Raw genomic sequence first — 24,769 nt, 5'->3', positions numbered from 1 at the left:
TTGCGGGACGGGGCGAGGGGCCAGCCCCTCGCGCTCCCCGGAGTATTTGGCGCAGAATGAGGTTTGGTTGGGGGGTGTTTGTCCGTTAGGCCGTTGAGGAGACATTGGGTGGATCCTGATGCACTTCAAAGATTGGCCATGGGGTGTCAAAGCCCTTGAGCTGGTGCGTTCCTATCGGATCAAAGGCCAGTGAGGTTTTGCCGATGGTGAGTTCGGTGACCGTGCGCGAGACGAGGATTTGACCAGGCTGGCAGAGGGCTTCGATCCGGGCGGCGGCATGCACGGCGAGACCGCCGATGTCTGCGCCGCGCAACTCGATTTCGCCGGTGTGCAGGCCGATGCGGCTTTGCAGCCCCAATGCACGTAAGGTTTTGCGCAGGTTGAGCGCGCAGTCGACGGCCCGGCCCGGTGCATCAAACAGGGCCAGCAGGCCATCCCCGGTGAACTTGATCAGGCGGCCACCGAAGAGATCAATGCAGGCCGCGGCTTGTGCTTCCATTTTCTGCAGCAGGATATGCCATTGATGGTCGCCCGCAGCTTTGGCGGCTTCGGTGGACTGTACGATATCGGCAAAGAGCGGGGTGGCCAGCACCCTTTGGGTATCAAGCTGGTGCATTGGGCGGTCCATCAGGAAAGACCGGATGGATGCCACGATCCGCGCGTTGTCATTGCCCCAGAAGAAATGCCCGCCGGGGCCGCAATCTTCAAACCGCGCATTGGGCAGCTGCTTGGCAATATAGGTGCTGTTTTCGATGGGCACCTGCTGATCGGTGCTGTGGTGCAAAACAAGCGTCGGGTGCTGAACCAGCCCGAGAATGGCGCGGATGTCGATTTGCAGATTGAGATCAAAATACTGGCGCATGGCAGCCGGGGGGCAGGAGGCGCGCTGGATCTTGCCAAAGAGCTGTTGGGCGGCAGGCGAATGCGCCAGATCGGGCACGAAGATCCCAAGGGTTTCCCCCGTGCCCCAACGCGCCAAATTGTGTTCAATGGCTGCGCGGCGCACATCTGCGGGGGGCATATGGGGGTAATCGGCGCTGCCGCAGGCCTTGGCATAGGCGCCAAAGGTGATCACCTTGGAGATGTCAGAGGGGTGTGTGGCCGCATAGAGCAGGGCCATGGCCGCCCCTTCGGACAGGCCGAAGAGCACGCAATCATCAAGGTTCAACGCGGTGATCAATGCGGAGATGTCGTTGGCGCGTTCTTCCAGCGTGGGCGCGGCACTTAGGCGATCAGAAAACCCCTGACCGCGCTTGTCAAATTCGACCACGCGGGCAAATTCCGTCAGTCGGGCGATGAAGTCGCTGTATTGTGGGAAGTCGTGATAGAGTTCGCAATGGGAGAAAATACCGGGCACCATGAGAATGGCGAGAGGACCGGAGCCGGAGCTGCGGTAGGCGATACTAAGCCCGTCACACTCCACATAGCCGCTTTCACTCATACCACCCTCACACTTTGCACAGATCTACAGTGTTGGGCATTGTCGGGCAGAAATCGACAGTTTTGTGGCGTGCCCTTTGCACAAAAACAAAAGGCCCCGCGTGGGGGCCTTTCCTTGGATGGGGCAGCTTATTCTGTGTCAGCCGCCTTTTTGGTTGCGGTTTTCTTGGCCGCTGTTTTCTTGGCGGGCGCTTTCTTTTTAGCAGCGGTTTTCTTGGGGGCCGCTTTCTTGCGCGTGGGCTTTTTCTTGGCCGCTTTTTCCGCGATCCACTGGACCGCCTGTTCCATGGTCACGTCAGCCACTTCCACCTCTTTGGGGATGGTGGCGTTGACTTTTTCCCATTTCACATAAGCGCCGTAGCGGCCGTCCATGATGTTGACCACGCCGCCGTCATCGGGGTGTTCGCCCAGCTCGCGCAGCGGTTTGGCGGCTGCGCCGCCGCCGCGACGGCCCGGGTTGTTGCGCTTTTCAGTCAGCAGTTCGACCGCGTGGTTCATGCCGATTTCAAAGACATCATTGGGGTCTTTGAGGTTGGCGTAGACCGGCTTTGCGTCATCAGGCAGCTGGTGCATCACGTAGGGGCCGAAACGGCCAAAGTTCGAGGTGATCATGCCACCTTCGGGGTGCATGCCGATTTCACGGGGCAGGGACAGGAGCGTCAGGGCTTTGGCGAGGTCCATGTCGTCCTTGTTCCAGCCACGGGGCAGGGAGGCACGTGGCGGCTTTTTGTTCTCAGGCGTTGGCTCACCACGTTGCACGTAGGGGCCAAAGCGGCCTGCTTTGAGCCAGATCTCATCACCTGCGTCTTCGCCAAGCACACGCTCATCACCATCTGCGCCTTCGCCTGCAATCGGGCGGGTGTAGGTGCATTCTGGATAGTTGCCGCAGCCGACAAAGCCGCCGGTGCGGGAGCTTTTGAGGTGCAGCTGGCCGTTGCCGCATTTCGGGCAGACGCGCGGATCAGAGCCGTCTTCACGCGGCGGATAGAGCTGTGGGGCCAGCGCGTCATCCAGCACGTCGAGCACCTCGGAAATGCGCAATTCGCTGGTTTCGCCGATGGCGGCGGAAAAATCTTTCCAGAAGCGCGCAAGCACGTTTTTGTAGTCGCGGTTGCCAGCGGAGACGTCATCGAGCTCCTCTTCGAGGTTCGCGGTGAACTCATAGCCGACATAGGTGCGGAAGAAGTTCAAAAGGAAGATCGTGACGATGCGGCCTTTGTCCTCTGGGAAGAGGCGGTTCTTGTCTTTGCGGACGTATTCGCGATCCTGAATGGTGGTGATCACGGAGGCATAGGTGGAGGGGCGGCCAATGCCGAGCTCTTCCATCTTTTTCACCAGCGTCGCCTCGGTGTAGCGGGGCGGTGGCTGGGTGAAATGCTGCTCCGGGGTCACGGTGCGTTTGTCGGCCTTTTCGCCCTGCATGATCTGGGGCAGGCGCTTGTCGTCGTCATCGACAACCTGATCGTCGCGGCCTTCCTCATAGACGCGCATGAAGCCGTCAAACAGCACCACCTGACCGGTGGCGCGCAGCTCGACCTGCTGATCGTCAGAGGCGATGTCGACCGTGGTGCGTTCCATACGGGCGCCGGCCATTTGGCAGGCCAGTGTGCGCTTCCAGATCAGGTCGTAAAGCTTGCGCTGGTCAGCGTCGGTGACTTTCAGATCATCGGGTTTGCGCATCATATCCGTCGGGCGGATACATTCGTGCGCTTCCTGGGCGTTCTTGGCTTTGTTTTTGTAGATACGCGGCTCGGCAGGCACGTAGTCATCGCCATAAAGCGTCTGGATCGCGTCGCGGGCGGCGGCCACGGCCTCAGGTGCCATGTCGATGCCGTCGGTCCGCATATAGGTGATATAGCCGGCCTCATAGAGGCGCTGGGCGGCACTCATGCACTGGCGGGCACCCATGGAGAATTTGCGGCTGGCCTCCTGCTGGAGCGTGGAGGTCATGAAAGGCGCGGATGGGTTGCGGGAGGTGGGTTTGGCCTCCACACGCGCCACAGAGAGGTCGCGGGACTGGATCGCCTGAACCGCCAGTTCAGCGGCTGTGCTGTTTTCCAGCGCGTATTTGTCGAGCTTCTCTCCGCCCAAAACGGTGAGGCGGGCCTCAAACTCTTTGCCGCGCGGGGTGGCGAGCAGGGCTTTCACGGACCAGTATTCGCGGGCGTTGAATGCCTCGATCTCCATCTCGCGCTCAACGATGAGGCGCAGGCACACCGATTGCACGCGGCCCGCAGAGCGCGCGCCGGGCAGTTTGCGCCAGAGCACAGGGGAGAGGTTGAAGCCCACAAGGTAGTCGAGCGCGCGGCGGGCAAGATATGCATCCACCAGCGGCTGATCCACCTGACGCGGGTTTTGCATCGCCTCGGTCACGGCAGTTTTGGTGATCGCGTTGAACACCACGCGGGACACGGGCGTGTCTTTCTTGATGGCGCGGCGTTTGCGCAGCGCTTCCTCAAGGTGCCAGCTGATCGCCTCTCCTTCGCGATCGGGGTCGGTTGCGAGAATGAGCGCGTTGTCTTCTTTCAGCGCATCCGCGATGGCTTTGACATGTTTGCGGCTGTCGGTGCCGACCTCCCATGTCATGTCAAATTCATTGTCGGTGTCGACCGAGCCGTCTTTGGCCGGGAGGTCGCGCACGTGGCCGTAGGACGCCAGAACAGTGTAATCTGAGCCAAGATACTTATTGATCGTTTTGGCTTTGGCTGGGGATTCTACGACAACTACTGGCATTCAATTTCCTCTCGACTCGGCGCGAGCCTTATGGCGGCGAAAAATGTGGGGCGAAAGGGGGGATTGTCAATCCATGGTGGTTTTTGTTGTTACTTTGAGGTGAACAGGGCGTGTGTGTGATGTGGGGGGCAGGGCATTTGCGTGCAAGGTTTGGGCGGCTGCACAAAACACATGCGGGCTCAGTTTTTGCAGAGCAACCCACCGGAGAGGCGGGTGATTTTGCCGCTGACCTCCAGATCCAGAAGCGCGGGGTTGAGCTTTTGCGGGGATAGGGAAAGGTCGCGCACCAGCTGATCTTCGCTGAGCGGAGAGGGGCCGAGGCGGCCCAGGATCTCAGAATGCAGCGCGGCGGTTTCACGCAGACTGCGTTCGCGGCGGGGCGCGGGATCTGCGGGGATGTCGGTGGGAACGGCCGGTGGCTGTGCGCGCAGGGGAAGGGTGGTCAGCACCTCCAGCACATCTTCCGCACCGCGCACGAGCGTCGCTCCATCGCGAATGAGGATATTGGCTCCGGCGGCGCGGGCATCAAACGGATGGCCGGGCACGGCCAGCACGTCGCGGCCCTGATCAAGCGCAATGCGCGCGGTCAGAAGGCTGCCGGATTTAGAGGCGGCCTCCACCACCACAACGGCGCGGGTCAGGCTGGAGATGATGCGGTTGCGGGCCGGGAAATGGCGCGCGCGGGGCTCCATGGCGGGGGGCTGTTCTGACAGGCACAGGCCTTGAGTGGCAATGTCACCCGCAAGCGTCAGGTTCTGTGCGGGGTAGGGACGGGACAGGCCGCCTGCGTAAACGGCGATGGTGCCGGTTTCCAGCGCGGCGGCATGGGCGGCGGCGTCAATGCCGCGTGCAAGACCTGAGACAATGGTGAAGCCAGCCTCACCCAGCTCTTTGGAAAGACGTGCCGCCATGCGCAGCCCCAAGGATGAGGCGTTGCGCGCTCCGATCACGGCGATGGTGGGTTTGTGCAATAGGTCCACTTGCCCCTGCGCCCACAGCATTGGCGGAGCATCGGGAATGTCTGCCAGAAGCGCTGGATACTCCGGTTCGCCAAAAAAAATCGGCCGCGCTCCTGTGGCACGGCCGTCTTTCAGCTCTCGCTCTGCATCTTGAAGGGAGGCGGCGCTATAGCGCGGAACTCCAGCGGATCTGGCAATGCCCGGCAGCGCCTCTAGCGCAGCCTCCGCTGTGCCGTATTCTGTCATCAATCTGTGGAAGGTGGTGGCCCCGACGCGTCGGGATCGCAAGAGGCGAAGTCGCAGCAATCGCGCTTCCTCCGTGGTGGGTGGGATTTGGGGGTGAGTGGAAGAAATTCGATCTTCGGTCATCCGCAACTCCGCCTGCTTGCAAGAGAATGTTTATGTCTTCAGTGGTTAACAGGGCGTAAACCAACGCATGAAAATCGAATTTTTTTCAAAATTATTTTCAAGCTCTGGTTGGAAGCCCTTGTTTTGTTGACGTTCAGGCAGCTGAGCCCCCGACGGTCAATCCGTCCATGAGAACAGTGGGTTGGCCGACGCCTACCGGAACCCATTGACCCGCCTTGCCGCAGTTGCCCATGCCCGGGTCCAGCGCCATGTCATTACCGAGCCCTTTGATCTGCATCATGGCGGTGGCGCCATCCCCGATCAGCGTTGCGCCTTTGACAGGCGCACCGACTTTGCCGTTCTCCACGCGGTAGGCCTCGGTGCAGGAGAATACAAATTTGCCGTTGGTGATGTCCACCTGACCGCCGCCAAAGCCGACGGCGTAGATGCCATCTTTCAGCGAGGCCACCAGATCAGCCGGATCAGAGGTGCCACCCTCCATATAGGTGTTGGTCATGCGCGGCATCGGTGCATGGGCGTAGCTTTCGCGGCGGCCGTTGCCGGTGGGGGCGACGCCCATCAAGCGCGCGTTTTGGCGATCCTGCATGTAGCCCACCAGAATGCCGTCTTCGATCAGCGTGGTTTTGCCAGAGGGTGTGCCCTCGTCATCCACGGTGATGGAGCCGCGGCGGTCCGGGATGGTGCCGTCATCAATCACGGTCACGCCTTTGGAGGCGACCTGCTGGCCGATCATGCCGGCAAATTTGGAGCTGCCTTTGCGGTTGAAGTCGCCCTCAAGGCCGTGGCCCACAGCTTCGTGCAGAAGAATGCCGGGCCAGCCGGGGCCAAGCACCACTTCCATCGGACCAGCGGGGGCAGGGACCGCAGAGAGGTTCACGCAAGCGATGCGCAGCGCTTCGCGGGTTTTGGCCTGCCAGTCCGCCGGATCGAGCAGACCGTCAAGGCCAAGCCGCCCGCCACCACCGGCAGAGCCGCTTTCGCGGCGGCCGTTTTCCTCAACGATCACGGAGACATTCACACGGGTCATTGGGCGCACATCTGTGATCTGGGTGCCGTCAGGGCGCAGGATCACCACTTCCTGATGAGAGGCAGCCAGAGTGGCAGAGACCTGAACCACACGCGGATCAAGATCACGGGCAAAGGCGTCGATCTCGCGCAGGGTTTCGATTTTCACCGGGAAGTCGATGCCGCCAATGGGATCTGCATCCGTATAAAGCCTGCGGTTGGTGGGCGTGGGGCCTGCGGCCAATGTGCCGCCGCCCGCGCCAACGGCGAGCCTTGCGGTCTCGACCGCGCGCTTGATGGCGGATTCGCTGATCTCTGAGGCATGGGCATATCCGGAGACTTCGCCGTTCACAGCTCGCAGGCCGAATCCCTCTGCGGCGTCATAACTGGCGGTTTTCAGACGTCCATCATCAAAAACCAAAGCTTCGGAGCTGCGACGCTCCAAAAACAGCTCTCCGTCTTCGGCGCCATCGGTGGCTGCGCGCAAAAGTCGCAGGGCGGTGCCCTCATCAACTTTATTTTCAAAGGGTTGGAAGTGGTTTTCGGCCATAGCCCATCATGCCTCTTAATTTGATCTAGATCAAAAAAGCGTCCGTTTGCCGCAAGCTTCGATCTTTATTTGAGTCTTAGAATATGGTTTCTAAGCCTAAAACAACAGCGGGGATGTGTTTGAGAGCACAGCGCTTCCGCACAATTGAAAAAACAATACGCAACCGATCAGGGTGAGACATGCGACTTCTATCGACATTCCTGGGCCTAACGGCAGCTATTTCAGCGTCCTCCGCGCTCGCGCAAAGTGCTGAGACCATTGGCAAGCCAGTCCCCAATGCCACAGGGTTCCAGCCCGCAGCGACCGAGCTGGCACGGCAAATCCAGTCTCTTGATTGGTTGATCCTGGTGATCATCACGCTGATCGTGATTTTTGTGACCGCCCTGATCGTCTACTGCATGGTGCGCTTCAACCGCCGCTCCAACCCGACACCTTCTGCGTTCACCCACAACACACCGCTGGAAATTGCCTGGACGCTTGGTCCGATCCTGATCCTGTTGTTCATTGGTGTGAACAGCCTGCCGGTTCTGTTCAACCAGCAGGAAATCCCGGAAGGGGACGTGCACATCAAGGTGACCGGCTACCAGTGGTACTGGGGCTATGAGTACACGGACCACGAGTTCGAGTTTGACAGCTTCCTGTTGGGCAAAGAGGCGCTGGCGGAGTATGGCTACAACGAAGACGAGTATCTGCTGGCAACCGACACCAAAGTGGTTGTGCCTGTTGGCAAGACCGTGGTGATGGATGTGACCGGTGCGGACGTGATCCACAGCTGGACCATCCCATCCTTCGGCGTAAAGCAGGATGCGGTGCCTGGCCGTATCGCGCAGCTTTGGTTTGAAGCGGAGCGTGAAGGCATCTTCTTTGGCCAGTGTTCCGAGCTTTGCGGCAAAGACCACGCCTATATGCCGATCACGGTTCAGGTGGTGTCTGAAGAAGAATACAATGAATGGCTGAAAGGCGCGATCGAGGAATATGCGGGCGACATGTCCACGCTGCCAGGCGTGCAGGTTGCTTCTGCTGACTGATCTTACTCAGGTGCGCGGCACGCTGCGCACCCTTTCAATACCAAGGCCATATCTGTAGGGGGTGCGCTCGGCGCACACCTCAGACGGAGACAAGAATGAGCGACGCAAGCATCAACACGCAAGCCGGCACCGGTGATGCAGAATTTGGCGACTATTTTGCGCTGCTGAAACCGCGCGTGATGTCGCTGGTTGTGTTCACCGCTGCGGTGGGCCTGCTGGCGGCGCCCGGATCGGTGCATCCTTTTGTGGCCTTCTGTGCAATTCTGTTCATCGCCGTGGGCGGCGGCGCGTCTGGCGCGCTGAACATGTGGTATGACGCGGATATCGACCGTGTGATGAAGCGCACCCAGAGCCGTCCGATCCCTGCGGGCAAGGTGACTGAGGGAGAGGCGCTGGCCTTTGGCGTGGCGCTTTCCGGGTTCTCCGTTGTGATGCTGGGGCTTGCCGCCAATTGGGTGGCTGCCGGGCTGCTGGCCTTCACCATCTTTTTCTATGTGGTGATCTACACCATGTGGCTGAAGCGCTGGACCCCGCAGAACATCGTGATTGGTGGCGCGGCTGGGGCCTTCCCTCCAATGATCGGCTGGGCTGTGGTCACTGGTGGGGTGTCCATTGAAAGCGTGCTGATGTTTACGCTTACCTTCATGTGGACGCCGCCACACTTCTGGGCGCTGTGTCTGTTCATGAAGTCTGATTACAAAGACGCGGGCGTGCCGATGCTGCATGTGACCCATGGCCGCCGCGTGACGCGCAACCATATTCTGGTTTACACCCTGCTGCTGGCCGTTGTGGCCATTGGCATGGGCTTCACCGATGTGGGAGGCCCGATCTACCTGACCACCGCGCTGGTGCTGAACGCGCTGTTTGTGCTGGGGGCCTTTGCGATCTGGCGTCGCGATGAGGCTGCATCGGAAGCCGATGACTATGCGCGGGAAAAAGGGTTTTTCAAACTCTCTCTTCTATACCTCTTCTTGCATTTTGGGGCGATCCTCGCAGAGGTTGCTTTGGCCCCATACGGCTTGGGAGGCTGGTGAGCATGAGTTTTCGGGAGGAGCATGAACTACACAAGCGCAGATTTGGGCGCAACCTCGGGGTGGCGCTGGTGCTTGTGAGCTTCATTGTGATCGTTTTCGGCCTGACGGTCGTGAAGGTGACACGCGGCGATTATGAGCCGGAGAATGCCAGCATCCAGAGGGGGCAGTGATGGCGATGGACCCAAAAACGAAAACGCTGGTGCAGACCGTTGGCGTTGTTGCGTTGATGGGAACCCTCGCGTGGGTGTCGGTGCCGTTTTACGACTGGTTCTGCCGGGTGACCGGATTTGGCGGGGTGACCAACACCGCTGAGGCGGGCAGTGATGTCATTCTGGACAAGACCATCAAGGTGCGGTTTGACGCCTCTCTGGATCGGGATATGCCATGGGATTTCAAGCCCATGCAGCGCGAGATGGAAGTGCGCATCGGCGAGACCGGACTGGCGTTTTACGAAGCCTACAACCCGACTGACCGTCCGGTGGCAGGCACCGCAAGCTACAATGTGGCGCCGTATGATGCCGGTGGGTTTTTCACCAAGATCGACTGTTTCTGCTTTGAGGAGCAGGTGTTGCAGCCCGGCGAACGGGTGACCATGCCAGTGAGCTTCTTTGTGGATCCTGAGATCGTGGATGACCGGGACGCGAAATACATCAAGGTGATCACCTTGGGGTACACTTTTTATGAAACCGAATTGCCCGAGGAACTCGCCGCGCTGGCGGGGGAGGCTTCTGTCGATCTGACAGATGTGGGCGCAACTGAACGAAACTGACGGGCAAAACGACAAGAAAGCAAGCCGGCCAACGAGGGAATAACTATTATGGCGCACGCTAAAAATCACGATTATCACATTCTGGCCCCCTCCTGGTGGCCATTCCTGGGCTCTGTGGGCGGCTTCTTCATGCTCTTTGGGGCTGTGCTCTGGATGCATGACAGCGGCCCTTGGGTGTTCCTGATCGGTCTGGTGGCCGTGCTTTACGTCATGTTTGGCTGGTGGGCCGATGTGGTTGCGGAAAGCAAAGTCGGCGATCACACCCCTGTTGTGCAGATTGGTCTGCGCTACGGCTTTATCCTGTTTATCATGTCCGAAGTGATGTTCTTTGCCGCTTGGTTCTGGACCTTCTTCAAACATGCGATGTACCCGATGGGGCCGGAAAGCCCTGCTGTGGATGGCGTGTGGCCACCTGCGGGCATCGAGACTTTTGACCCTTGGCACCTGCCGCTGATCAACACGCTGATCCTCTTGTGCTCCGGCTGTGCCGCGACCTGGGCGCACCACGCGCTGGCGCATGAAGACAACCGTCAGGACATGAAGTGGGGCCTGATCATCGCTGTGGCACTGGGCGCGATCTTCACCGTGTTCCAGGCTTATGAGTACAGCCACGCGGCCTTTGGGTTTGCTGGCAATATCTATGGCGCGTCCTTCTTCATGGCGACCGGTTTCCACGGCTTCCACGTGATCATTGGTACGATCTTCTTGCTGGTGTGCCTGCTGCGCCTGAATGCAGGACATTTCACTAAGGACCACCACGTTGGTTTTGAGGCGGCAGCCTGGTACTGGCACTTTGTGGATGTGGTCTGGCTGTTCCTTTTCGCAGCCGTCTACATCTGGGGTCAGTAAGCCGCTCCGATATGCCGCGCCACAAAAGGTTGATCCTGTAGCGCGGATAAGATTAAAGCAAATCGCGGTGGGTGTTCCTGCCGCGATTTTTCTTTGAAAGGACCACCTCTTTGCGCCGTCTGATCCTGCCGCTGTTCTTTGGCATCTTGGGCACGGTTGTGCTGGTGTCGCTGGGCACTTGGCAGTTGCAACGGCTGACGTGGAAAGAGGGTGTTCTGGCCGACATCGCGGCGCGGATTGCGAGCGCGCCGGTGGCTTTGCCAGAGGCTGTGGATCCCGAGCAGGACCGCTATCTGCCGATTGCCGTGCGGGGCAGGGTCACGTCGGATGAAATCCACCTGCTTGCCAGCACCCGTGAAGTGGGGGCGGTTTACCGGATTGTCAGCGCCTTTGAGACCGCCGATGGCCGCCGGATCATGGTGGATCGCGGCTGGGTGAAGGCGGAAAACAAAGAGATGGCGCGCCCGTCCTTTGACGCAGACATCACCGGCAACCTGCACTGGCCGGACGAGCGGGACAGCTTCACCCCCGAAAATGATCAGGCGGCAAACATCTGGTTTGCCCGAGATGTGGCAGAGATGGCGGCAGCGCTGGATGCGGAGCCGGTGCTGGTTGTGGTGCGCAAGATCAGCGAAAATGCGCCCAAAGTCACGCCGCTGCCAGTGGATGGCGCTGCCATTCCCAACAATCACCTTGAATATGTCATCACATGGTTCGGACTGGCGATTGTCTGGGTGGCGATGACGCTGTATTACCTGCGCCGGATGCGCAAAACCAAAAAGGCTGAAGAGACGTGAAATACATTTCGACCCGCGGAAACGCCCCGGAGCTGAGCTTTGAGGAGGCGATGCTGACCGGTCTCGCGCGTGATGGCGGGCTCTATGTGCCTGAGACCATCCCGACGCTGAGCGCGGAAGAGATCGCGGCCATGGCCGGGAAGACTTACGAAGAGGTGGCTTTCACCGTGATGCGCCCCTTTGTGGGCGATGCCTTCACCGATGAGGAATTCAAAGGCATCATCGCGCGGGCCTATGCCAACTTCCGCCATGAAGCGCGCGCGCCGCTGGTGCAGCTGGCGCCCAACCACTTCCTGATGGAGCTGTTTCACGGCCCGACACTGGCGTTCAAAGACTTCGCCATGCAGCTGATTGGTCAGCTGTTCCAATTCTCGCTGGCGCGCCGCAATGAGCGTGTGACCATCGTGGGTGCGACCTCTGGCGACACCGGCTCTGCCGCGATTGAGGCCTTCCGGGGCTTGAGCAATGTGGATGTGTTCATCCTGTTCCCGCATGGCCGTGTGTCTGACATTCAGCGCAAGCAGATGACCACGCCCGCAGACAGCAATGTGCACGCGCTGGCGCTCGATGGTGATTTTGACGATTGTCAGGCGCGCCTGAAAGACATGTTCAATGACTTTGAGTTCCGCGACGGTGTGAAGCTGGCCGGTGTGAACTCGATCAACTGGGCGCGGGTGCTGGCGCAGGTGGTATATTACTTCACTTCTGCCGTGAGCCTTGGCGCGCCGCACCGCAAGGTGAGCTTCACCGTGCCGACCGGCAACTTTGGCGACATCTTCGCAGGCTATATCGCCAAGAAGATGGGCCTGCCGATTGACCGGCTGGTGATTGCGACCAACCAGAACGACATTCTGCACCGCACCATGGAAAGCGGGGCCTATACCAAAGAGGGTGTGACCCCGTCGATCAGCCCCTCTATGGATATTCAGGTGAGCTCCAACTTTGAGCGCGCGCTGTTTGATGCCTATGGCCGTGATGGCGGTGCCGTGGCGCAGCTCATGGAAGAGCTGAAAGACGGCTCTTTTGCGATCAGTCAAGGCGCGATGGAAGCGCTGCGCGAAAACTTTGACAGCGGGCGGGCCTCTGAAGAGGAGACTAATGCCACCATCACCGGGGTCTTTGGCGCCTGTGGTGAGGTGCTCTGTCCGCATTCTGCGGTTGGCGTGAAGGTTGCGAATGCCTATCTGGGCGAAACACCCATGGTCACGCTGGCCACGGCCCATCCGGCAAAATTCCCGGATGCGGTGGAGGCGGCGATGGGGGCACGGCCCGCACTTCCGCCACATATGGCGGATATGATGGACAAAGAAGAGCGCGTGACCCGCGTTCCAAATGATCTCAAGGCGCTGGAAGCGCTGGTACAGGAACGGATTGCACAACGTTGACAGTTCAACTTCACACCCTTTCCAACGGGTTTCGCATCGCAACAGAACACATGCCGGGGCTGGAAAGCGCCTCGATTGGCATCTGGGTGAGCGCAGGCGGGCGCCATGAGCGCGCGCCGCAAAACGGCATCGCCCATTTTCTGGAGCATATGGCGTTTAAAGGCACCAAGCGGCGCAATGCGCTGGAGATCGCGGAGACGATCGAGGATGTGGGCGGCTATATCAACGCCTACACCAGCCGCGAGGTCACAGCCTATTACGCGCGCGTTCTGAAAGACGATGTGGCGCTGGCCATGGATGTGGTGGGCGACATTGTGCTGAACCCGATCTTTGATCCCAACGAGATCGAGGTGGAACGCGGTGTGATCCTGCAGGAGATCGGTCAGGCGCTGGATACGCCGGATGATGTGGTCTTTGACTGGCTGCAGGAGCGCGCCTATCCGGATCAGCCGATTGGCCGCACCATTCTGGGCGAGGGCGACCACGTGCGCCGTTTTGGCCGCGAAGACCTCGCAGGGTTTGTGGCAGAGCACTACAGGCCGGAGCGCATGATCCTTGCGGCGGCTGGCGGCGTGGACCACGAAGAGATCGTGCGCCTCGCAGAAGAGATGTTTGGCCATCTGGAGCGGGGACCGGCGATTGAGGTGGTTCCGGCGCAGTTTGCCGGTGGCGAATACCGCACCGAAAAGGCGCTGGAACAGGCGCATTTTGCGATTGGCTTTGAAAGCCCGGATTATTGCAGCCCGGATATCTACACGGCGCAGATCTATTCCACGGCTCTTGGTGGCGGCATGTCGAGCCGCCTGTTCCAGGAAGTGCGCGAGAAGCGCGGGCTGTGTTATTCGATCTTTGCCCAGACCGGCGCTTATGCGGACACCGGCATGACGACGATCTATGCGGGCACCTCTGGCAGCCAGATTGCGGAGCTGGCCGAGATCACCATTGATGAGCTGAAGCGCGCGGCGGAGGACATGTCCGCCAAAGAGATCGCGCGGGCACGCACACAGATGAAAGCGGGCCTGCTGATGGGGCTTGAGAGCCCGTCAAGCCGCGCAGAACGTCTGGCGCGGATGCTGGCAATTTGGGGCAAGATCCCGGAGCTGACAGAAACCGTTGCACGCATTGATGCGGTGAGCGACGCGGATGTGCGCGCCTTTGCCGAGCAGATGGCCACCAAGGCCCGCAGTGCCATGGCGCTTTATGGTCCTGTGTCCGGTGCACCGGCGCTTGAGACGCTGGAAGAAAGGCGTGCTGCCTGATGTTGATGACGCGGCGCAAGGTGCGGATCGAGACCGATCGGCTGACCCTGCGTCCGCCGATTCACGCGGATTTTCGCGAATGGGCCGCGCTGCGCAGCGAGAGTGAGGATTTCCTCACCCCGTGGGAGCCGGTCTGGGCCAGCACCCATCTGAGCCGCAAGAGCTTTACCAATCGGGTTTACTGGGCGCAGCGGTCGATCTCCGGGGATACGGCGGTGCCGCTGTTTATCTTTCGGCGCGCGGATGAAACGCTGTTGGGGGCGATCACGCTCGACAATATCCGGCGCGGGCCTGCACAGGCGGGCACGCTGGGCTATTGGGTGGGGCAGGCCTTTGCCCGCAATGGCTATATGAGCGAGGCGATTGAGGCGGTGGTGCACCATGCCTTCACGCGGCTTGATCTGAGCCGCATCGAAGCCGCCTGTCTGCCTGAAAACGTCGCCAGCCGCGGGGTGCTGGAGAAATCCGGTTTCAAATACGAAGGTGTGGCGCAGAGCTATCTGCAGATCAACGGCCGCTGGCGCACCCACGTGCTTTACGCCGCACTGCGCCATGACCGGCGTGGGCGCACCCTTGCGGGGCAGGTCTGAGGACTTGGGCGCGTTTGGGGGCTTTGCCCCTGCCACATCTGCGATGTGTCTCCCCCAGAGTATTTCAGAGCACTTTGCGTTTGACTTGCATCGCTTGTTCGCTGCCTCTCCCTTCGGTCGAACGCGAAAAGCGATCCATATACCCAGTTAAAACGCTAAGTGCTTTAAGCAGAATGAAGGCTCCTCGGGCTGCCTGAAATGTACGCGCGCGAGGCGGCGCGATTTCTGCTATGCTCCGGTTCAATTGCGAGCCACAGGGAGGCAGGCAGAATGCGAATTCTCATCGGATTGGGCGCGGCATTGGCGCTTTGGGTCGGAGCCGCAGAGGCACAGGATCGACGGCCAAGCCATTGCATCGCCTTGGCGGAAGCGCCGGGGATCACCTATCTGCACAAAGCCTCCTTTCGCGATCCAGTGGCCGAACATGCGGTGCGCATCAACTATATCTCCCACGCCTCATTTCTGATCCAGAGCCATGACGGCATTGATGTGGTGACCGATTATACCGGTTTTCTGGGCGCCACGGATTTTGTGCCGGATGTGGTCACCATGAACCATGCGCACAGCACCCATTGGACGGCAAATCCCGATCCCGCGATCCCGCATGTTTTGCCGGGCTGGGGAGACTATGGGCTGGGCATTGAGCACCACCTTGATCTAGGCTCCATGCTGGTGCGCAATGTCTCAACCGACATTCGCAGCTATGGCGGGGTCGAGGAAAAGGGCAATTCGATCTTTGTCTTTGAGGTGGCGGGGCTGTGCATCGGCCATCTGGGCCATTTGCACCACGAACCAAATCCGGCGCAATACGCGGCGCTGGGGCGGATGGATGTGGTGATGGCGGCGGTGGATGGCGGCATGAGCCTTGATGTGGTGACCATGATGCGGGTGCTGCGCAATCTGAAGGCGCAGGTGGTGATCCCGATGCATTGGTTTGAGAGCTGGACGCTGGAAGCGTTTTTGACCGGCATGTCAGATGAATACCTGATTGAGCGCAATGCCGGGTCTTCGCTGACCGTGAGCCTGAGAGATTTACCGAAACAGCCGACCATCAAGGTGCTGATGCCCCGCTTTCTGCAAGACCCGGAGTGAGGGCAAGAGGGACGGCGCGCTCTTTGCAGGCTGCGCTCTGGACGGGGGAGGCAGGCTCCCGTATGTCTTTGGCATGACATTACAAGCCGCAACCCCCGCCTTTGCTGACCGTCTTGCCGCTACGCTGCCCGCAGACACGTTGCGTGCGCCTGAGGCGCGGTATCTGGAAGAGCCGCGCGGGCGGTTCTTTGGCGGTGGCGGTGTGTTGGCCCTGCCGCGCAGTACTGAGGAGGTTTCTGTCATTGTGAAAGCCTGTGCGGCGGCGCAAGTGCCGCTGGTGCCCTATGGCGGCGGCACGGGGCTTGTGGGGGGGCAGATAAAAATCGAAGGTCCGGCGCCGGTGGTGCTGTCGCTTGAACGGATGAATCGCATCCGCGCCGTGCATCCGTTGGAGAATGTGCTGGTCGCGGATGGCGGTGCCATTCTGGCCGAGATCCAACAGGCTGCAGAGGCTGCGGACCGGCTGTTTCCGCTCTCGCTGGGCTCTGAAGGCTCCGCCCGGATTGGTGGCAATCTCTCGACCAACGCCGGTGGGCTCAACGTGCTGCGCTATGGCAATACACGCGACCTCTGCCTTGGGCTGGAGGCGGTGCTGCCCAATGGCGAGATCTGGAACGGGCTGACGCGGCTGCGCAAGGACAACACGGGCTATGACCTGCGCAATCTGCTGGTGGGGGCAGAAGGCACCTTGGGGGTGATCACCGGCGCGGCGCTGAAGCTTTTTCCGCGACCACGTTCGGTTGGCACGGCGATCTTGCAGGTCAGAGATCCGGAAGCGGCGCTGCGACTGCTCGCTTTGGCGCGTGATCAGGTTGGCGAAGGCGTGAGCGCCTTTGAGCTGCTGAGCGCTCAGGGGATGCATTTTGTGGCGGAGACCTTGCCGGATGTGCGCCTGCCGTTTGAGACGCCGCCCGCGTGGTCTGTGCTGATCGAGCTGGGCCTGCAAAACGGCGCGGATGCGGCGCTGGAGGCGTTGTTTGTGGCAGCACTGGAAGCGGGGCTGGTGCGCGATGGGCTGATCGCGCAAAGCGAAACGCAGCGCGCAGAATTCTGGAGCCTGCGGGAGCATATCCCGATTGCCAACAAGAAGATCGGCTCAGTGGCGAGCCATGACATTTCGCTGCCGCTGAGCGCCTTGCCGGATTTCATTGTGGAGGCGAATGCCAAGGTTGAGAGTTTTGGCCCATTCCGGATCAACTGTTTTGGCCATCTGGGTGACGGCAATCTGCACTACAATGTCTTTCCGCCCAAAGGTGGCAACCGGCATGACTATGACAACATTCGCCACAGCGTGAGTGAGGCGGTCTATGACCTCGTGCACAGCTATGGCGGCTCGTTCAGTGCAGAGCATGGGGTGGGACGGATGAAAGTCGCGGCCTTGCAGAAATACGGGGACCCGGCGCGATTGGCCGCAATGCGCGCCATCAAAGCCGCGCTGGATCCAGCCGGGATCATGAACCCTGGTGCGGTGCTTTAGGGCGCGCCGCCAGAACCTTTTGGGGACCTCACCCCAAGGGTAGATGGCAAACCGCCTCAATATTGTGGCCGTCTGGATCGAGAACAAAGGCGGCGTAGTAGTCTGGGTGATAGTGCGGTCTAAGACCGGGCGCGCCGTTGTCCTTGCCACCGGCTTCAAGGGCCGCAGCATGGAAGGCATCCACGCAGGCGCGATCTGGAGCGGTTAGGGCAATGTGGAGTTTGCCCCGTGTGGCGTCTTCTTCGGCGATCCAGAAAAATGGGCGGGTGTCGCCGTAGCCGGTGACCCGAATGCCGTCTGTGTGCTCAGGCGGCACGGTGAAGAGGCGTGTGATGCCGAGGGGTTTGAAGACGCGGTCATAGAACGCGACGGAACGCGCAAAATCGGTGACGCCAAAAGTGATGTGATCAAGCAAAAGCGGCTCCATCGCACAGGTCTGATCCCACCTTAGGCAGTCTCAAGCTGTCGATGAAGCCGTTTGTTGTTTTCAGGCTTTGCCGAAGCGGAGTTTACAGGCCTTCAAACTCGCAAAGCACGGAGACGTCCATTCCCATGGCTTCGAGCTTTTCACGGCCGCCGAGTTCCGGCAGGTCGATGATGAAAGAGCAGCTGATGATTTCGCCGCCCAGACGCTCGATCAGCTTGATGCCGGCCTCTGCGGTGCCGCCGGTGGCCAGCAGATCATCCACCACCAGAACCTTTTCACCCGGCTGGATGGCGTCATCGTGGATTTCCACGATGGCTTCGCCGTATTCCAGTTTGTAGTCCTGGGAGATGGTGGTGCCGGGCAGCTTGCCCTTTTTGCGGATCGGCACAAAGCCGACGCTCAGCTGGTGGGCAATCGCGCCACCGAGGATGAAGCCTCGTGCTTCAAGCCCGACCACCTTGTCGATACGCGTGCCCGCATAGGGGTGCAGCATCTGGTCAATCGCCATGCGAAAGCCGCGCGGGTCGGCAAACAGCGTGGTGACATCGCGGAACATGATGCCCTCATGGGGGAAGTCCACGATGGTGCGGATGTAGTCTTTGACATTGGCGGCTTTGGGCATGAGGTCCCTCAAAAATGGTGCTTATGTGACGGCTCACATCTGCCCAATACCGCAAGATTTCGCAAGAGGAGGTTACTGACGTTTTGCCGAGCCTTTGTAGCGGCGCAGGCGGTACATGGCGTTGGTGAGCCAGCGGGCGTGCGGTTTGTGCCAATCCAAGCGATCATTCACCAACAGAGTTTTGGCGGTGTAGAGATTCATCGCATGTCCTTTCGTTAACTGCTTCTGCTTTTTAGAATTTTCTGGACTATGTATATTTAACGTATATACGCTCTTCAGAATATCAAGGTATTCCTTACCAGGGGGTTAAGGTGGCAGATCAGGGTAAATCAGAGGCAGGGGCTGTGTCTTCGAGCAAGAAGGCAAAAGCGAAGGCCAAGGAAAAGTCCAAAGCCAAGAAGGACAGTCAGCTGATTTTGCGGCTTGATAAAGAAGAGCGCGACGCCTTTGTGGAGCTGTGCAAAGAGCTCGACACCAGCGCCGCGCGGGAAATCCGCGGGTTTATCCGCAAGTTTCTCAAGAAAAACAGCGCCTAAGGTGGGGCGCTGCGTCTGTGCTTATTGGCGCGCGCTTTAGCTTGCGCGCTTCAAGGTGGCCGTGAGCACGCCCATGCCCATGAGGGTTGCCCCACCCAGACGGGTGAGAGAGCGCAGAACGGCAGGGCGCGAAATGCGGCTGCGCATTTTGTCTGCCAGAAGCGCATAGGCCAGCGCGTTGAGCGCGGCGAGGGTGACAAAAGTTGCGATCAGAATGGCGAATTGCGGCAGCATGGGCGCGATCGGCGTGATGAACTGCGGCACAAAGGCGATGAAGAAGCCGATGCTCTTGGGGTTGAGGGCCGTGACGGCGGCGGCATGGCCAAACACGCCGCGCGCGGGCAGATCGCTGCCTTTGGCAAGATCCCCCAGATCGGTTGTGCCTGCACTGCGCAGCATCTTGAAGCCGAGCCACAGCAGGTAGACAGCCCCGACCCATTTCAGCACCGTGAAGGCCGTCGCGGAGGCCAGCACAATGGCGCCAAGCCCCAAGAGAGAGGCCGACATGGCGATCAGATCACCCAGAGCCACACCAGCCGCTGTGGCCACAGCCACCTGCCGCCCTTGAGTGAGCGCGTAGCTCAGCACCAGAAGGATGGTGGGGCCGGGGATCAGCAAGAGCGCGGTTGAAGCGGCGACAAAGGTCAGCCAGAGGTCAAAGGGCATGGGGCAGGCGCTTTCTGCGTTGGTGTGGTGTGCGTGGGAGCACTGTGTCTACGCCCAATCCAAGTTGCAAGAGCGGGGGCTGTGTGCCGGGGTAAAAGCGGGTCAGGATACCCAGACGCGACGAATTTGCGATTTTGTGATACGATAGACCTTGTTTTGTTGCGTTTTAGTGAGGTTTGTTATGACAAAATTTCTTCTGGCTGCCGTTTTTGCCTTCACCCTGATCACCCCTGTTCACGCACAGGGCTGCCCTGACACCCATTACCCATGTGGTGATGGCAGTTGCTGTTCTAAGTAGGGGTGTATCATGAAACTGTTAAAAACCGTGCTGTCGATGGCCGTGGTGGTTGTCGCTGGTCTCTTCGCTTTTTCCTGGTTCACCAATGTCACCGAGGAGGACATTTACGCCTTTCATGAATTGGACTTTGACACCAACCCCATTCGCCTGACACCGGGCAGCGTTGTGGCTGTTTCCCCCAATGGCAAGGTCACGCGGATTTGCGACTTTGATATTGCCAGCATCCATACGGGGCCGGTTGAAAAGTCGATATATTACAATCAACTGCGGCAAGATTTCCCGAGCTATGTGAAATCCATTGCGCTGGTGAAAACGGTGTTTGGATCCGACGCGGAGAAAACGCTGGCCGTGGCGGGTGACACTCTTGCAGCTTATGAAGGCCGTGAGTTTGTGGGGCGCAATGCGGCCATCACCAATCTCAAGGATACGGCCAAGAACTTTGACGATCCCAACTGCGAGCATGACATGGCTTGGCATCTGTCAAAGGGGTATAAGGCCTGCACCGTTGAGAAAGTGCTCAATCAGGTGATGCTGCAGGACAGCGGCGCGATCAACGTGCAGACGGTGGCCGTGTCTTTCGCCGAGTACTCCAATTTCGTCACGCCAAAGAAGTTTGACGAATTTGGAATCGAATACACCGATGCGGCGGCGGGGGCCAACGGGCAGAAATGCGAAGGCAGTTCCCACCCGTGGACCACTGTTGTCAAACGGAAGCTGAATGTCATTCAGCGGGTGACGGTCTCTGTCACCGAAACCGTTTCTGAAAGCTGACCCAGCTTACAAAACACGCCCGGCCACTGCGTTGAGTTTCTCGACCATGGCCGGGTCGTGTTTGTCCGGGGCTGTCAAAATCGCAAATTCCAGCGCGCGGTCACAGCCGTGTTCGCAAGGTGCGCGCTCCGCGCCCAGAAGGGCGGGGAGGCGGCGCACCATGTTGCGGCCTTTGTCAGCATTGCCCATCAGGATCTTGATGATCTCGGACACATCCACTTCGCCGTGTTCGGGATGCCAGCTGTCATAATCGGTGACCATGGCAACGGAGGCGTAGCAGAGCTCGGCTTCGCGTGCGAGTTTGGCTTCGGGCATGTTGGTCATGCCGATCACATCCGCGCCCCAGCTTTCGCGGTACATTTTGCTTTCCGCGAGTGTGGAGAACTGCGGGCCTTCCATGGCGAGATAGGTGCCGCCCTTGTGCACGTTGATGCCTGCGTCTTTGGCTGCCGTGAAGCAGGCTTCAGAGAGGCGTGGGCAGGTTGGGTGCGCGACGCTGACGTGCGCCACAAGGCCGGGGCCAAAGAAGGATTTTTCACGTGCAAAAGTGCGGTCAATGAATTGATCCACAACAACAAAATCGCCCGGCGCCATTTCCTCGCGGAAAGAGCCTGTGGCGGAAACCGAGATCACGTCGGTGGCGCCAAGGCGCTTGAGCGCGTCGATGTTGGCGCGGTAGGGCACGGAGGAAGGCGTGTAGACATGGCCGCGGCCATGACGCGGCAGGAAGGCCATTTTCACGCCTTCAAGCCGACCGGTCAGGATTTCGTCAGACGGGGTGCCGAAGGCGCTTTCGACCGCCTGCCACTTGGCGTCTTCCAGCCCGTCGATGTCATAAATTCCGGAGCCGCCGATCACGGCGATCATGGTCTCTTTGGTGGCCTCAGTCATGGCTGTCTCCCAGTTCCAGATGTTGGAGGCAGTCTTGGGCGGCGGGCCGCGGAATTGCAAGGAAAAGGCGCGGGTGTCGCCGCTCTGTCAGAGGCTTTGGTGCGCGCGCCAGCACATGGCGCTGTTTAAGGCGTTTGCAATCCGCGCTCAGACAGCTGGGCGACATAGTCCGTATAAGCGGCTTCAAAGCCTGTGAGCGGCCATGTCAGATCCTGCGAAGTGCCGTGGCGGTCGCGGAAGGTGAAGCGTAGATCGCCGCCTGCGCGCATTTCCTGAACCAGCGTATCGGCCGCCGCGCCGCCAAAGCGGCAGCCAGCCCCGGTGAGGCATCCTACGCGGTTGGTGTGCCAGACGGAGGTTTGATCGCGTTCAATCCTGAAGTTGCCGGGGGCGGTCAGCGTGCCGAGTTCCATGCCAAATTCGATGTCATAGCCGCTCTCGGCACCTGGGGTGAGGAAGAAGAACTGTGCGGCAAATTTCGGCTGTGGGGAGAAGACATCGACGCGGCGGATGTAGCAGCGCTGGGCGAGGGTGCCGCTTTCGTCGCGCTCGTCACAGATGGTGTTCCAGATGTCGTGGATCTCATGGTGGGTGACGCGCCAGTTGGAGGGGCGGTCGTTGCCGTCCTGATCCTGAGCGGCCAGGGGGGAAGTGGCCAGGGGAGAAGCGGCAAGAAGCAGTGCGATGAGCCAGCGCATGGTGGGTCCTTTGGCAAGACGGGGAGGGCGTGAGTGGTGGCGTGTGAGTGGTGGGGACGTGAGTGGTGGCAGAGTGAGTGGGCGAAACTGGCGACAGCTTCTCCCCAAAGGCGTGCATTGTCCAATCACGTGACAACAGGAGTTTGTGATCAGGGCCGCGTTGTGCGCCCGAGAGGATGCCGGTTTTGGCAGCAGAGCCAAGCCTATGTGCCCTTAAGCGTTGTGGAAATGCCCACCCGAGCCTGCGCCGCAGGTGCCCGCTATTGTTTGCAAGGCTCAAACCCGTTAGGGAGGCCACAACAGCGAACATTCCCTGACAGACGTAGGTAGCCATATGAGACGCGCGGCGTTGGCCATGCTGGCCAAGAATATTTCTCCTCCCAACCTTTCCATCATGCAAGATGAGGGGTTCACCCCGAGCCGGATCAAGACCGAGGTGCTTTCGGGCCTGACGGTTGCGCTGGCGCTGGTGCCTGAAGCGGTGGCCTTTGCCTTTGTGGCAGGGGTGCACCCGCTGGTGGGCCTTTATGCGGCCTTCCTTGTGGGGCTGATCACCGCGCTGATCGGTGGCCGCCCGGGTATGATCTCCGGCGCAACCGGTGCGCTGGCCGTGGTGATGGTCGCCTTGGTGGCCGAACATGGCGTGGAATACCTCTTTGCGACCGTGATCCTGATGGGGATTTTGCAGGTCTTTGCCGGGGTGATGCATTGGGGCAAGTTCATCCGCCTTGTGCCGCATCCGGTGATGCTGGGCTTTGTGAACGGTCTGGCGATTGTGATTTTCCTCGCGCAGCTGACACAGTTCAAAGATCCGGACACCATCGTGAACACAGGCCATGGCGCCGGTGGCGGTGAGTGGCTGGCCGGGCCGCAGCTGTTTATGATGCTCGGGCTGGTGGCGCTGACCATGGTGATCATCTGGGGGCTGCCCAAACTGACCAAAATTGTTCCGGCACCGCTGGCGGGCATTGGCATTACGGCGATCCTGGTGATTGGTCTTGGCATTGACGTGCCAACCGTGGGCGATATGGCTTCCATCTCCGGTGGTCTGCCGAGCTTCCACATCCCGTTTGGTGAGGGCGAAGGCATCTACCCGCCTGCGATGCTGGCACCGTTTAATCTCGAAACGCTTTATATCATCCTGCCTTACGCGGTGATCCTTGCAGCCATCGGCCTGATCGAGAGCCTGCTGACCCTGAACCTTGTGGGCGAAATGACCGGCAAGCGCGGTGGCGCGAGCCAGGAGTGTATCGCGCAGGGCACAGCCAATGTGGTGACCGGCTTCTTTGGTGGCATGGGCGGCTGTGCGATGATTGGTCAGTCGATGATCAACGTGAAGTCCGGTGGCCGCACACGGATCGCCGGTATCGCGGCGGCGCTGTTCCTGCTGGCGTTCATCGTGGTGGCAAGCCCGCTGATCGAACGTATTCCGCTGGCCGCGCTGGTGGGCGTGATGTTCATGGTGGTGATCGGCACTTTTGCCTGGAACAGCTTCAAGATTATGCGCCGTGTGCCGCGCATGGACGCCTTTGTGATCGTGCTGGTGACGGTTGTGACCGTGCTGGAAGACCTCGCTGTGGCGGTGGTTGTCGGGGTGATCGTGAGCGCTCTGGCCTATAGCTGGCAGAACGCGCGCCGCATCCATGCCCACACCCGCGAGAGCGAGTCTGATCCGGGTGCGAAGGTCTATGAGATCGAAGGGCCGCTGTTCTTTGGCTCTGCGGATGGTTTTGCCGAGCTGTTTGAGATCGAGAACGATCCGGCGCATGTGATCGTGGATTTTGCCCGCTCCCGCGTGGTGGACCAGTCGGCATTGCAGGCGATTGAGGCCGTAGCGGCAAAGTATGAAGAGGCGGGCAAGCAGCTGGTGCTGCGTCACCTGAGCCGGGATTGTCATGAGCTGCTGAGCAAGGCAGGCCACCTGATGGTGGATAGCGACGATGACCCGGAATATGAAATTGCCGTGGATTACTCGGTGCGCACAGGCGTGCTGAGCGGTGGACACTGACCGCTTCTGAGCGGAAACAGTGCGGAAAAGAAGAAGGGCTGGCCGATGGGCCAGCCCTTTTTGTTTGGAGAGGCTTTGATTATGCGGCCTGAAGATCGCCACCGGCAGGACCGCCGAGTGGGTCCGGGCCGTAGCGGTTGTCGCCCTGTGTGCCGGGGACAAACAGAAGCGCGAGGGCAAACAGAATGCCGATGCCCGGAATGATGGTGATCAGGATGGCCCAGCCGGTCCAGCCGAAGTCACGGCAGCGCTGGCTGCCGACGGCCCAGCTTGCCACGAAGAGCGGCAGGATCAGCACCAGAAGGATGAGGCCGAGGCCCGCGGTTGCCGTTGCCAAAGCGGCAATAACGGCACTCAGAACCATGGAGATGATCACCATGGTCAGAACGAAAAGGAAGTAGCTTTTGCGGTTGCGGCGGCCGGAAAAGGAAAAGATATCTTGAAAGACGGGCTTGGACATTTCTGCTCCTAATAGTTGAATATTTTGGTCATTAATATTTTTTTAATACCTGTGCT

At 59.8% G+C, this 24,769-nt stretch carries 25 protein-coding genes; 14 read left to right on the top strand and 11 right to left on the bottom strand.

The window, feature by feature from the left end:
* Positions 1-85 precede the first annotated feature (85 nt).
* The 4 genes from J7412_RS15230 to tldD all read right to left on the bottom strand — a co-directional run bounded on the left by J7412_RS15230 (position 86) and on the right by tldD (position 7,056).
* Positions 86-1,441: an adenylate/guanylate cyclase domain-containing protein gene (locus tag J7412_RS15230; RefSeq protein ID WP_209079409.1), complete on the bottom strand. Its 1,356-nt coding sequence runs from the start codon at positions 1,439-1,441 to the stop codon at positions 86-88.
* Between the two features lie 128 nt (positions 1,442-1,569).
* Positions 1,570-4,173, bottom strand: coding sequence for a type I DNA topoisomerase (topA, locus tag J7412_RS15225; RefSeq protein ID WP_209079408.1), 2,604 nt, complete (start codon positions 4,171-4,173; stop codon positions 1,570-1,572).
* A 179-nt stretch (positions 4,174-4,352) separates the two neighbouring features.
* Complete coding sequence (dprA, locus tag J7412_RS15220) at positions 4,353-5,501, bottom strand: DNA-processing protein DprA (protein WP_209079407.1); 1,149 nt, start codon at positions 5,499-5,501, stop codon at positions 4,353-4,355.
* 133 nt (positions 5,502-5,634) lie between these two features.
* Positions 5,635-7,056, bottom strand: coding sequence for a metalloprotease TldD (gene tldD, locus J7412_RS15215; RefSeq protein ID WP_209079406.1), 1,422 nt, complete (start codon positions 7,054-7,056; stop codon positions 5,635-5,637).
* A 179-nt stretch (positions 7,057-7,235) separates the two neighbouring features.
* On the opposite strand from tldD, the gene coxB reads away from it, so the two are divergent.
* From coxB to J7412_RS15160, 11 genes are all read left to right on the top strand, one after another.
* Positions 7,236-8,084: a cytochrome c oxidase subunit II gene (gene coxB, locus J7412_RS15210; RefSeq protein ID WP_209079405.1), complete on the top strand. Its 849-nt coding sequence runs from the start codon at positions 7,236-7,238 to the stop codon at positions 8,082-8,084.
* Positions 8,085-8,179: 95 nt separating this feature from the next.
* Positions 8,180-9,118: a heme o synthase gene (cyoE, locus tag J7412_RS15205; RefSeq protein WP_209079404.1), complete on the top strand. Its 939-nt coding sequence runs from the start codon at positions 8,180-8,182 to the stop codon at positions 9,116-9,118.
* Positions 9,119-9,120: 2 nt separating this feature from the next.
* Entirely contained in the window at positions 9,121-9,288 is a 168-nt protein-coding gene (locus J7412_RS15200) for a hypothetical protein (RefSeq protein WP_058240054.1), read from the top strand.
* A complete protein-coding gene (locus tag J7412_RS15195) occupies positions 9,288-9,887 on the top strand; it encodes a cytochrome c oxidase assembly protein (RefSeq protein WP_209079403.1) in 600 nt (199 codons plus the stop codon). Before J7412_RS15200 ends, J7412_RS15195 begins: the two co-directional genes overlap by 1 nt.
* A gap of 48 nt (positions 9,888-9,935) precedes the next feature.
* Positions 9,936-10,736 carry a cytochrome c oxidase subunit 3 gene (locus J7412_RS15190; protein WP_209079402.1) on the top strand — a complete coding sequence of 267 codons (801 nt, stop codon included), beginning with the start codon at positions 9,936-9,938 and terminating at the stop codon, positions 10,734-10,736.
* Positions 10,737-10,846: 110 nt separating this feature from the next.
* Positions 10,847-11,533, top strand: a complete 687-nt coding sequence (locus tag J7412_RS15185) for an SURF1 family protein (protein ID WP_209079401.1) — start codon at positions 10,847-10,849, stop codon at positions 11,531-11,533.
* Positions 11,530-12,918, top strand: a complete 1,389-nt coding sequence (thrC, locus tag J7412_RS15180; RefSeq protein WP_209079400.1) for a threonine synthase — start codon at positions 11,530-11,532, stop codon at positions 12,916-12,918. Before J7412_RS15185 ends, thrC begins: the two co-directional genes overlap by 4 nt.
* Positions 12,915-14,177: a pitrilysin family protein gene (locus J7412_RS15175; RefSeq protein ID WP_209079399.1), complete on the top strand. Its 1,263-nt coding sequence runs from the start codon at positions 12,915-12,917 to the stop codon at positions 14,175-14,177. The genes thrC and J7412_RS15175 overlap by 4 nt, the downstream gene beginning before the upstream one ends.
* Entirely contained in the window at positions 14,177-14,767 is a 591-nt protein-coding gene (locus J7412_RS15170; RefSeq protein WP_209079398.1) for a GNAT family protein, read from the top strand. The genes J7412_RS15175 and J7412_RS15170 overlap by 1 nt, the downstream gene beginning before the upstream one ends.
* Positions 14,768-15,037: 270 nt before the next feature.
* Positions 15,038-15,859, top strand: a complete 822-nt coding sequence (locus tag J7412_RS15165; protein ID WP_209079397.1) for an MBL fold metallo-hydrolase — start codon at positions 15,038-15,040, stop codon at positions 15,857-15,859.
* Positions 15,860-15,932: 73 nt separating this feature from the next.
* Positions 15,933-17,336 carry an FAD-binding oxidoreductase gene (locus J7412_RS15160; RefSeq protein ID WP_209079396.1) on the top strand — a complete coding sequence of 468 codons (1,404 nt, stop codon included), beginning with the start codon at positions 15,933-15,935 and terminating at the stop codon, positions 17,334-17,336.
* A 28-nt stretch (positions 17,337-17,364) separates the two neighbouring features.
* Here the strand turns inward: J7412_RS15160 and J7412_RS15155 are convergent, their stop codons facing one another.
* From J7412_RS15155 to J7412_RS22035, 3 genes are all read right to left on the bottom strand, one after another.
* Positions 17,365-17,751 (bottom strand): VOC family protein, encoded by a 387-nt coding sequence (locus J7412_RS15155; protein WP_209079395.1) that lies wholly within the window; start codon positions 17,749-17,751, stop codon positions 17,365-17,367.
* A 94-nt stretch (positions 17,752-17,845) separates the two neighbouring features.
* Complete coding sequence (locus J7412_RS15150; RefSeq protein ID WP_209063752.1) at positions 17,846-18,385, bottom strand: adenine phosphoribosyltransferase; 540 nt, start codon at positions 18,383-18,385, stop codon at positions 17,846-17,848.
* A gap of 72 nt (positions 18,386-18,457) precedes the next feature.
* Positions 18,458-18,586: a hypothetical protein gene (locus J7412_RS22035; RefSeq protein ID WP_280637739.1), complete on the bottom strand. Its 129-nt coding sequence runs from the start codon at positions 18,584-18,586 to the stop codon at positions 18,458-18,460.
* A gap of 110 nt (positions 18,587-18,696) precedes the next feature.
* Between J7412_RS22035 and J7412_RS15145 the strand changes: the two genes are divergently transcribed.
* On the top strand, positions 18,697-18,921 hold the full coding sequence (locus J7412_RS15145; protein ID WP_247743945.1) for a hypothetical protein: 225 nt from the start codon (positions 18,697-18,699) through the stop codon (positions 18,919-18,921).
* 36 nt (positions 18,922-18,957) lie between these two features.
* Here the strand turns inward: J7412_RS15145 and J7412_RS15140 are convergent, their stop codons facing one another.
* Positions 18,958-19,587: a LysE family translocator gene (locus tag J7412_RS15140; protein WP_209079394.1), complete on the bottom strand. Its 630-nt coding sequence runs from the start codon at positions 19,585-19,587 to the stop codon at positions 18,958-18,960.
* Positions 19,588-19,894: 307 nt separating this feature from the next.
* Here J7412_RS15140 and J7412_RS15135 point away from each other — a divergent pair, with 307 nt between their 5' ends.
* A complete protein-coding gene (locus J7412_RS15135) occupies positions 19,895-20,656 on the top strand; it encodes a hypothetical protein (protein ID WP_209079393.1) in 762 nt (253 codons plus the stop codon).
* A 6-nt stretch (positions 20,657-20,662) separates the two neighbouring features.
* Here J7412_RS15135 and J7412_RS15130 read toward each other — a convergent pair whose 3' ends face one another.
* Positions 20,663-21,547 (bottom strand): S-methyl-5'-thioadenosine phosphorylase, encoded by an 885-nt coding sequence (locus tag J7412_RS15130; RefSeq protein WP_209079392.1) that lies wholly within the window; start codon positions 21,545-21,547, stop codon positions 20,663-20,665.
* 125 nt (positions 21,548-21,672) lie between these two features.
* Positions 21,673-22,245, bottom strand: coding sequence for an invasion associated locus B family protein (locus tag J7412_RS15125; protein ID WP_209079391.1), 573 nt, complete (start codon positions 22,243-22,245; stop codon positions 21,673-21,675).
* Between the two features lie 334 nt (positions 22,246-22,579).
* Between J7412_RS15125 and J7412_RS15120 the strand changes: the two genes are divergently transcribed.
* Positions 22,580-24,253 carry a SulP family inorganic anion transporter gene (locus tag J7412_RS15120; protein ID WP_209079390.1) on the top strand — a complete coding sequence of 558 codons (1,674 nt, stop codon included), beginning with the start codon at positions 22,580-22,582 and terminating at the stop codon, positions 24,251-24,253.
* A gap of 79 nt (positions 24,254-24,332) precedes the next feature.
* Here J7412_RS15120 and J7412_RS15115 read toward each other — a convergent pair whose 3' ends face one another.
* Entirely contained in the window at positions 24,333-24,713 is a 381-nt protein-coding gene (locus J7412_RS15115) for a DUF805 domain-containing protein (protein ID WP_209079389.1), read from the bottom strand.
* Positions 24,714-24,769: the final 56 nt, after the last annotated feature.

This window comes from Shimia sp. R9_3, from assembly GCF_017743755.1.
Lineage (GTDB): Bacteria > Pseudomonadota > Alphaproteobacteria > Rhodobacterales > Rhodobacteraceae > Shimia.
Note: the sequence above shows the minus strand (reverse complement) of the source record. Positions and strands in the feature narration are given on the sequence as shown.

What these genes read in the sequence shown, in the direction of transcription:
- coxB (WP_209079405.1), top strand. Translation starts at nt 7,236, where the DNA reads ATGCGACTTCTATCGACATTCCTGGGCCTAACGGCAGCTATTTCAGCG.
- J7412_RS15130 (WP_209079392.1), bottom strand. Translation starts at nt 21,547, where the DNA reads ATGACTGAGGCCACCAAAGAGACCATGATCGCCGTGATCGGCGGCTCC.
- J7412_RS15165 (WP_209079397.1), top strand. Translation starts at nt 15,038, where the DNA reads ATGCGAATTCTCATCGGATTGGGCGCGGCATTGGCGCTTTGGGTCGGA.
- cyoE (WP_209079404.1), top strand. Translation starts at nt 8,180, where the DNA reads ATGAGCGACGCAAGCATCAACACGCAAGCCGGCACCGGTGATGCAGAA.
- J7412_RS15150 (WP_209063752.1), bottom strand. Translation starts at nt 18,385, where the DNA reads ATGCCCAAAGCCGCCAATGTCAAAGACTACATCCGCACCATCGTGGAC.
- J7412_RS15170 (WP_209079398.1), top strand. Translation starts at nt 14,177, where the DNA reads ATGTTGATGACGCGGCGCAAGGTGCGGATCGAGACCGATCGGCTGACC.
- J7412_RS15135 (WP_209079393.1), top strand. Translation starts at nt 19,895, where the DNA reads ATGAAACTGTTAAAAACCGTGCTGTCGATGGCCGTGGTGGTTGTCGCT.
- J7412_RS22035 (WP_280637739.1), bottom strand. Translation starts at nt 18,586, where the DNA reads ATGAATCTCTACACCGCCAAAACTCTGTTGGTGAATGATCGCTTGGAT.
- J7412_RS15190 (WP_209079402.1), top strand. Translation starts at nt 9,936, where the DNA reads ATGGCGCACGCTAAAAATCACGATTATCACATTCTGGCCCCCTCCTGG.
- J7412_RS15115 (WP_209079389.1), bottom strand. Translation starts at nt 24,713, where the DNA reads ATGTCCAAGCCCGTCTTTCAAGATATCTTTTCCTTTTCCGGCCGCCGC.
- J7412_RS15200 (WP_058240054.1), top strand. Translation starts at nt 9,121, where the DNA reads ATGAGTTTTCGGGAGGAGCATGAACTACACAAGCGCAGATTTGGGCGC.
- dprA (WP_209079407.1), bottom strand. Translation starts at nt 5,501, where the DNA reads ATGACCGAAGATCGAATTTCTTCCACTCACCCCCAAATCCCACCCACC.
- J7412_RS15140 (WP_209079394.1), bottom strand. Translation starts at nt 19,587, where the DNA reads ATGCCCTTTGACCTCTGGCTGACCTTTGTCGCCGCTTCAACCGCGCTC.
- topA (WP_209079408.1), bottom strand. Translation starts at nt 4,173, where the DNA reads ATGCCAGTAGTTGTCGTAGAATCCCCAGCCAAAGCCAAAACGATCAAT.
- J7412_RS15125 (WP_209079391.1), bottom strand. Translation starts at nt 22,245, where the DNA reads ATGCGCTGGCTCATCGCACTGCTTCTTGCCGCTTCTCCCCTGGCCACT.
- J7412_RS15195 (WP_209079403.1), top strand. Translation starts at nt 9,288, where the DNA reads ATGGCGATGGACCCAAAAACGAAAACGCTGGTGCAGACCGTTGGCGTT.
- tldD (WP_209079406.1), bottom strand. Translation starts at nt 7,056, where the DNA reads ATGGCCGAAAACCACTTCCAACCCTTTGAAAATAAAGTTGATGAGGGC.
- J7412_RS15120 (WP_209079390.1), top strand. Translation starts at nt 22,580, where the DNA reads ATGAGACGCGCGGCGTTGGCCATGCTGGCCAAGAATATTTCTCCTCCC.
- J7412_RS15160 (WP_209079396.1), top strand. Translation starts at nt 15,933, where the DNA reads ATGACATTACAAGCCGCAACCCCCGCCTTTGCTGACCGTCTTGCCGCT.
- J7412_RS15230 (WP_209079409.1), bottom strand. Translation starts at nt 1,441, where the DNA reads ATGAGTGAAAGCGGCTATGTGGAGTGTGACGGGCTTAGTATCGCCTAC.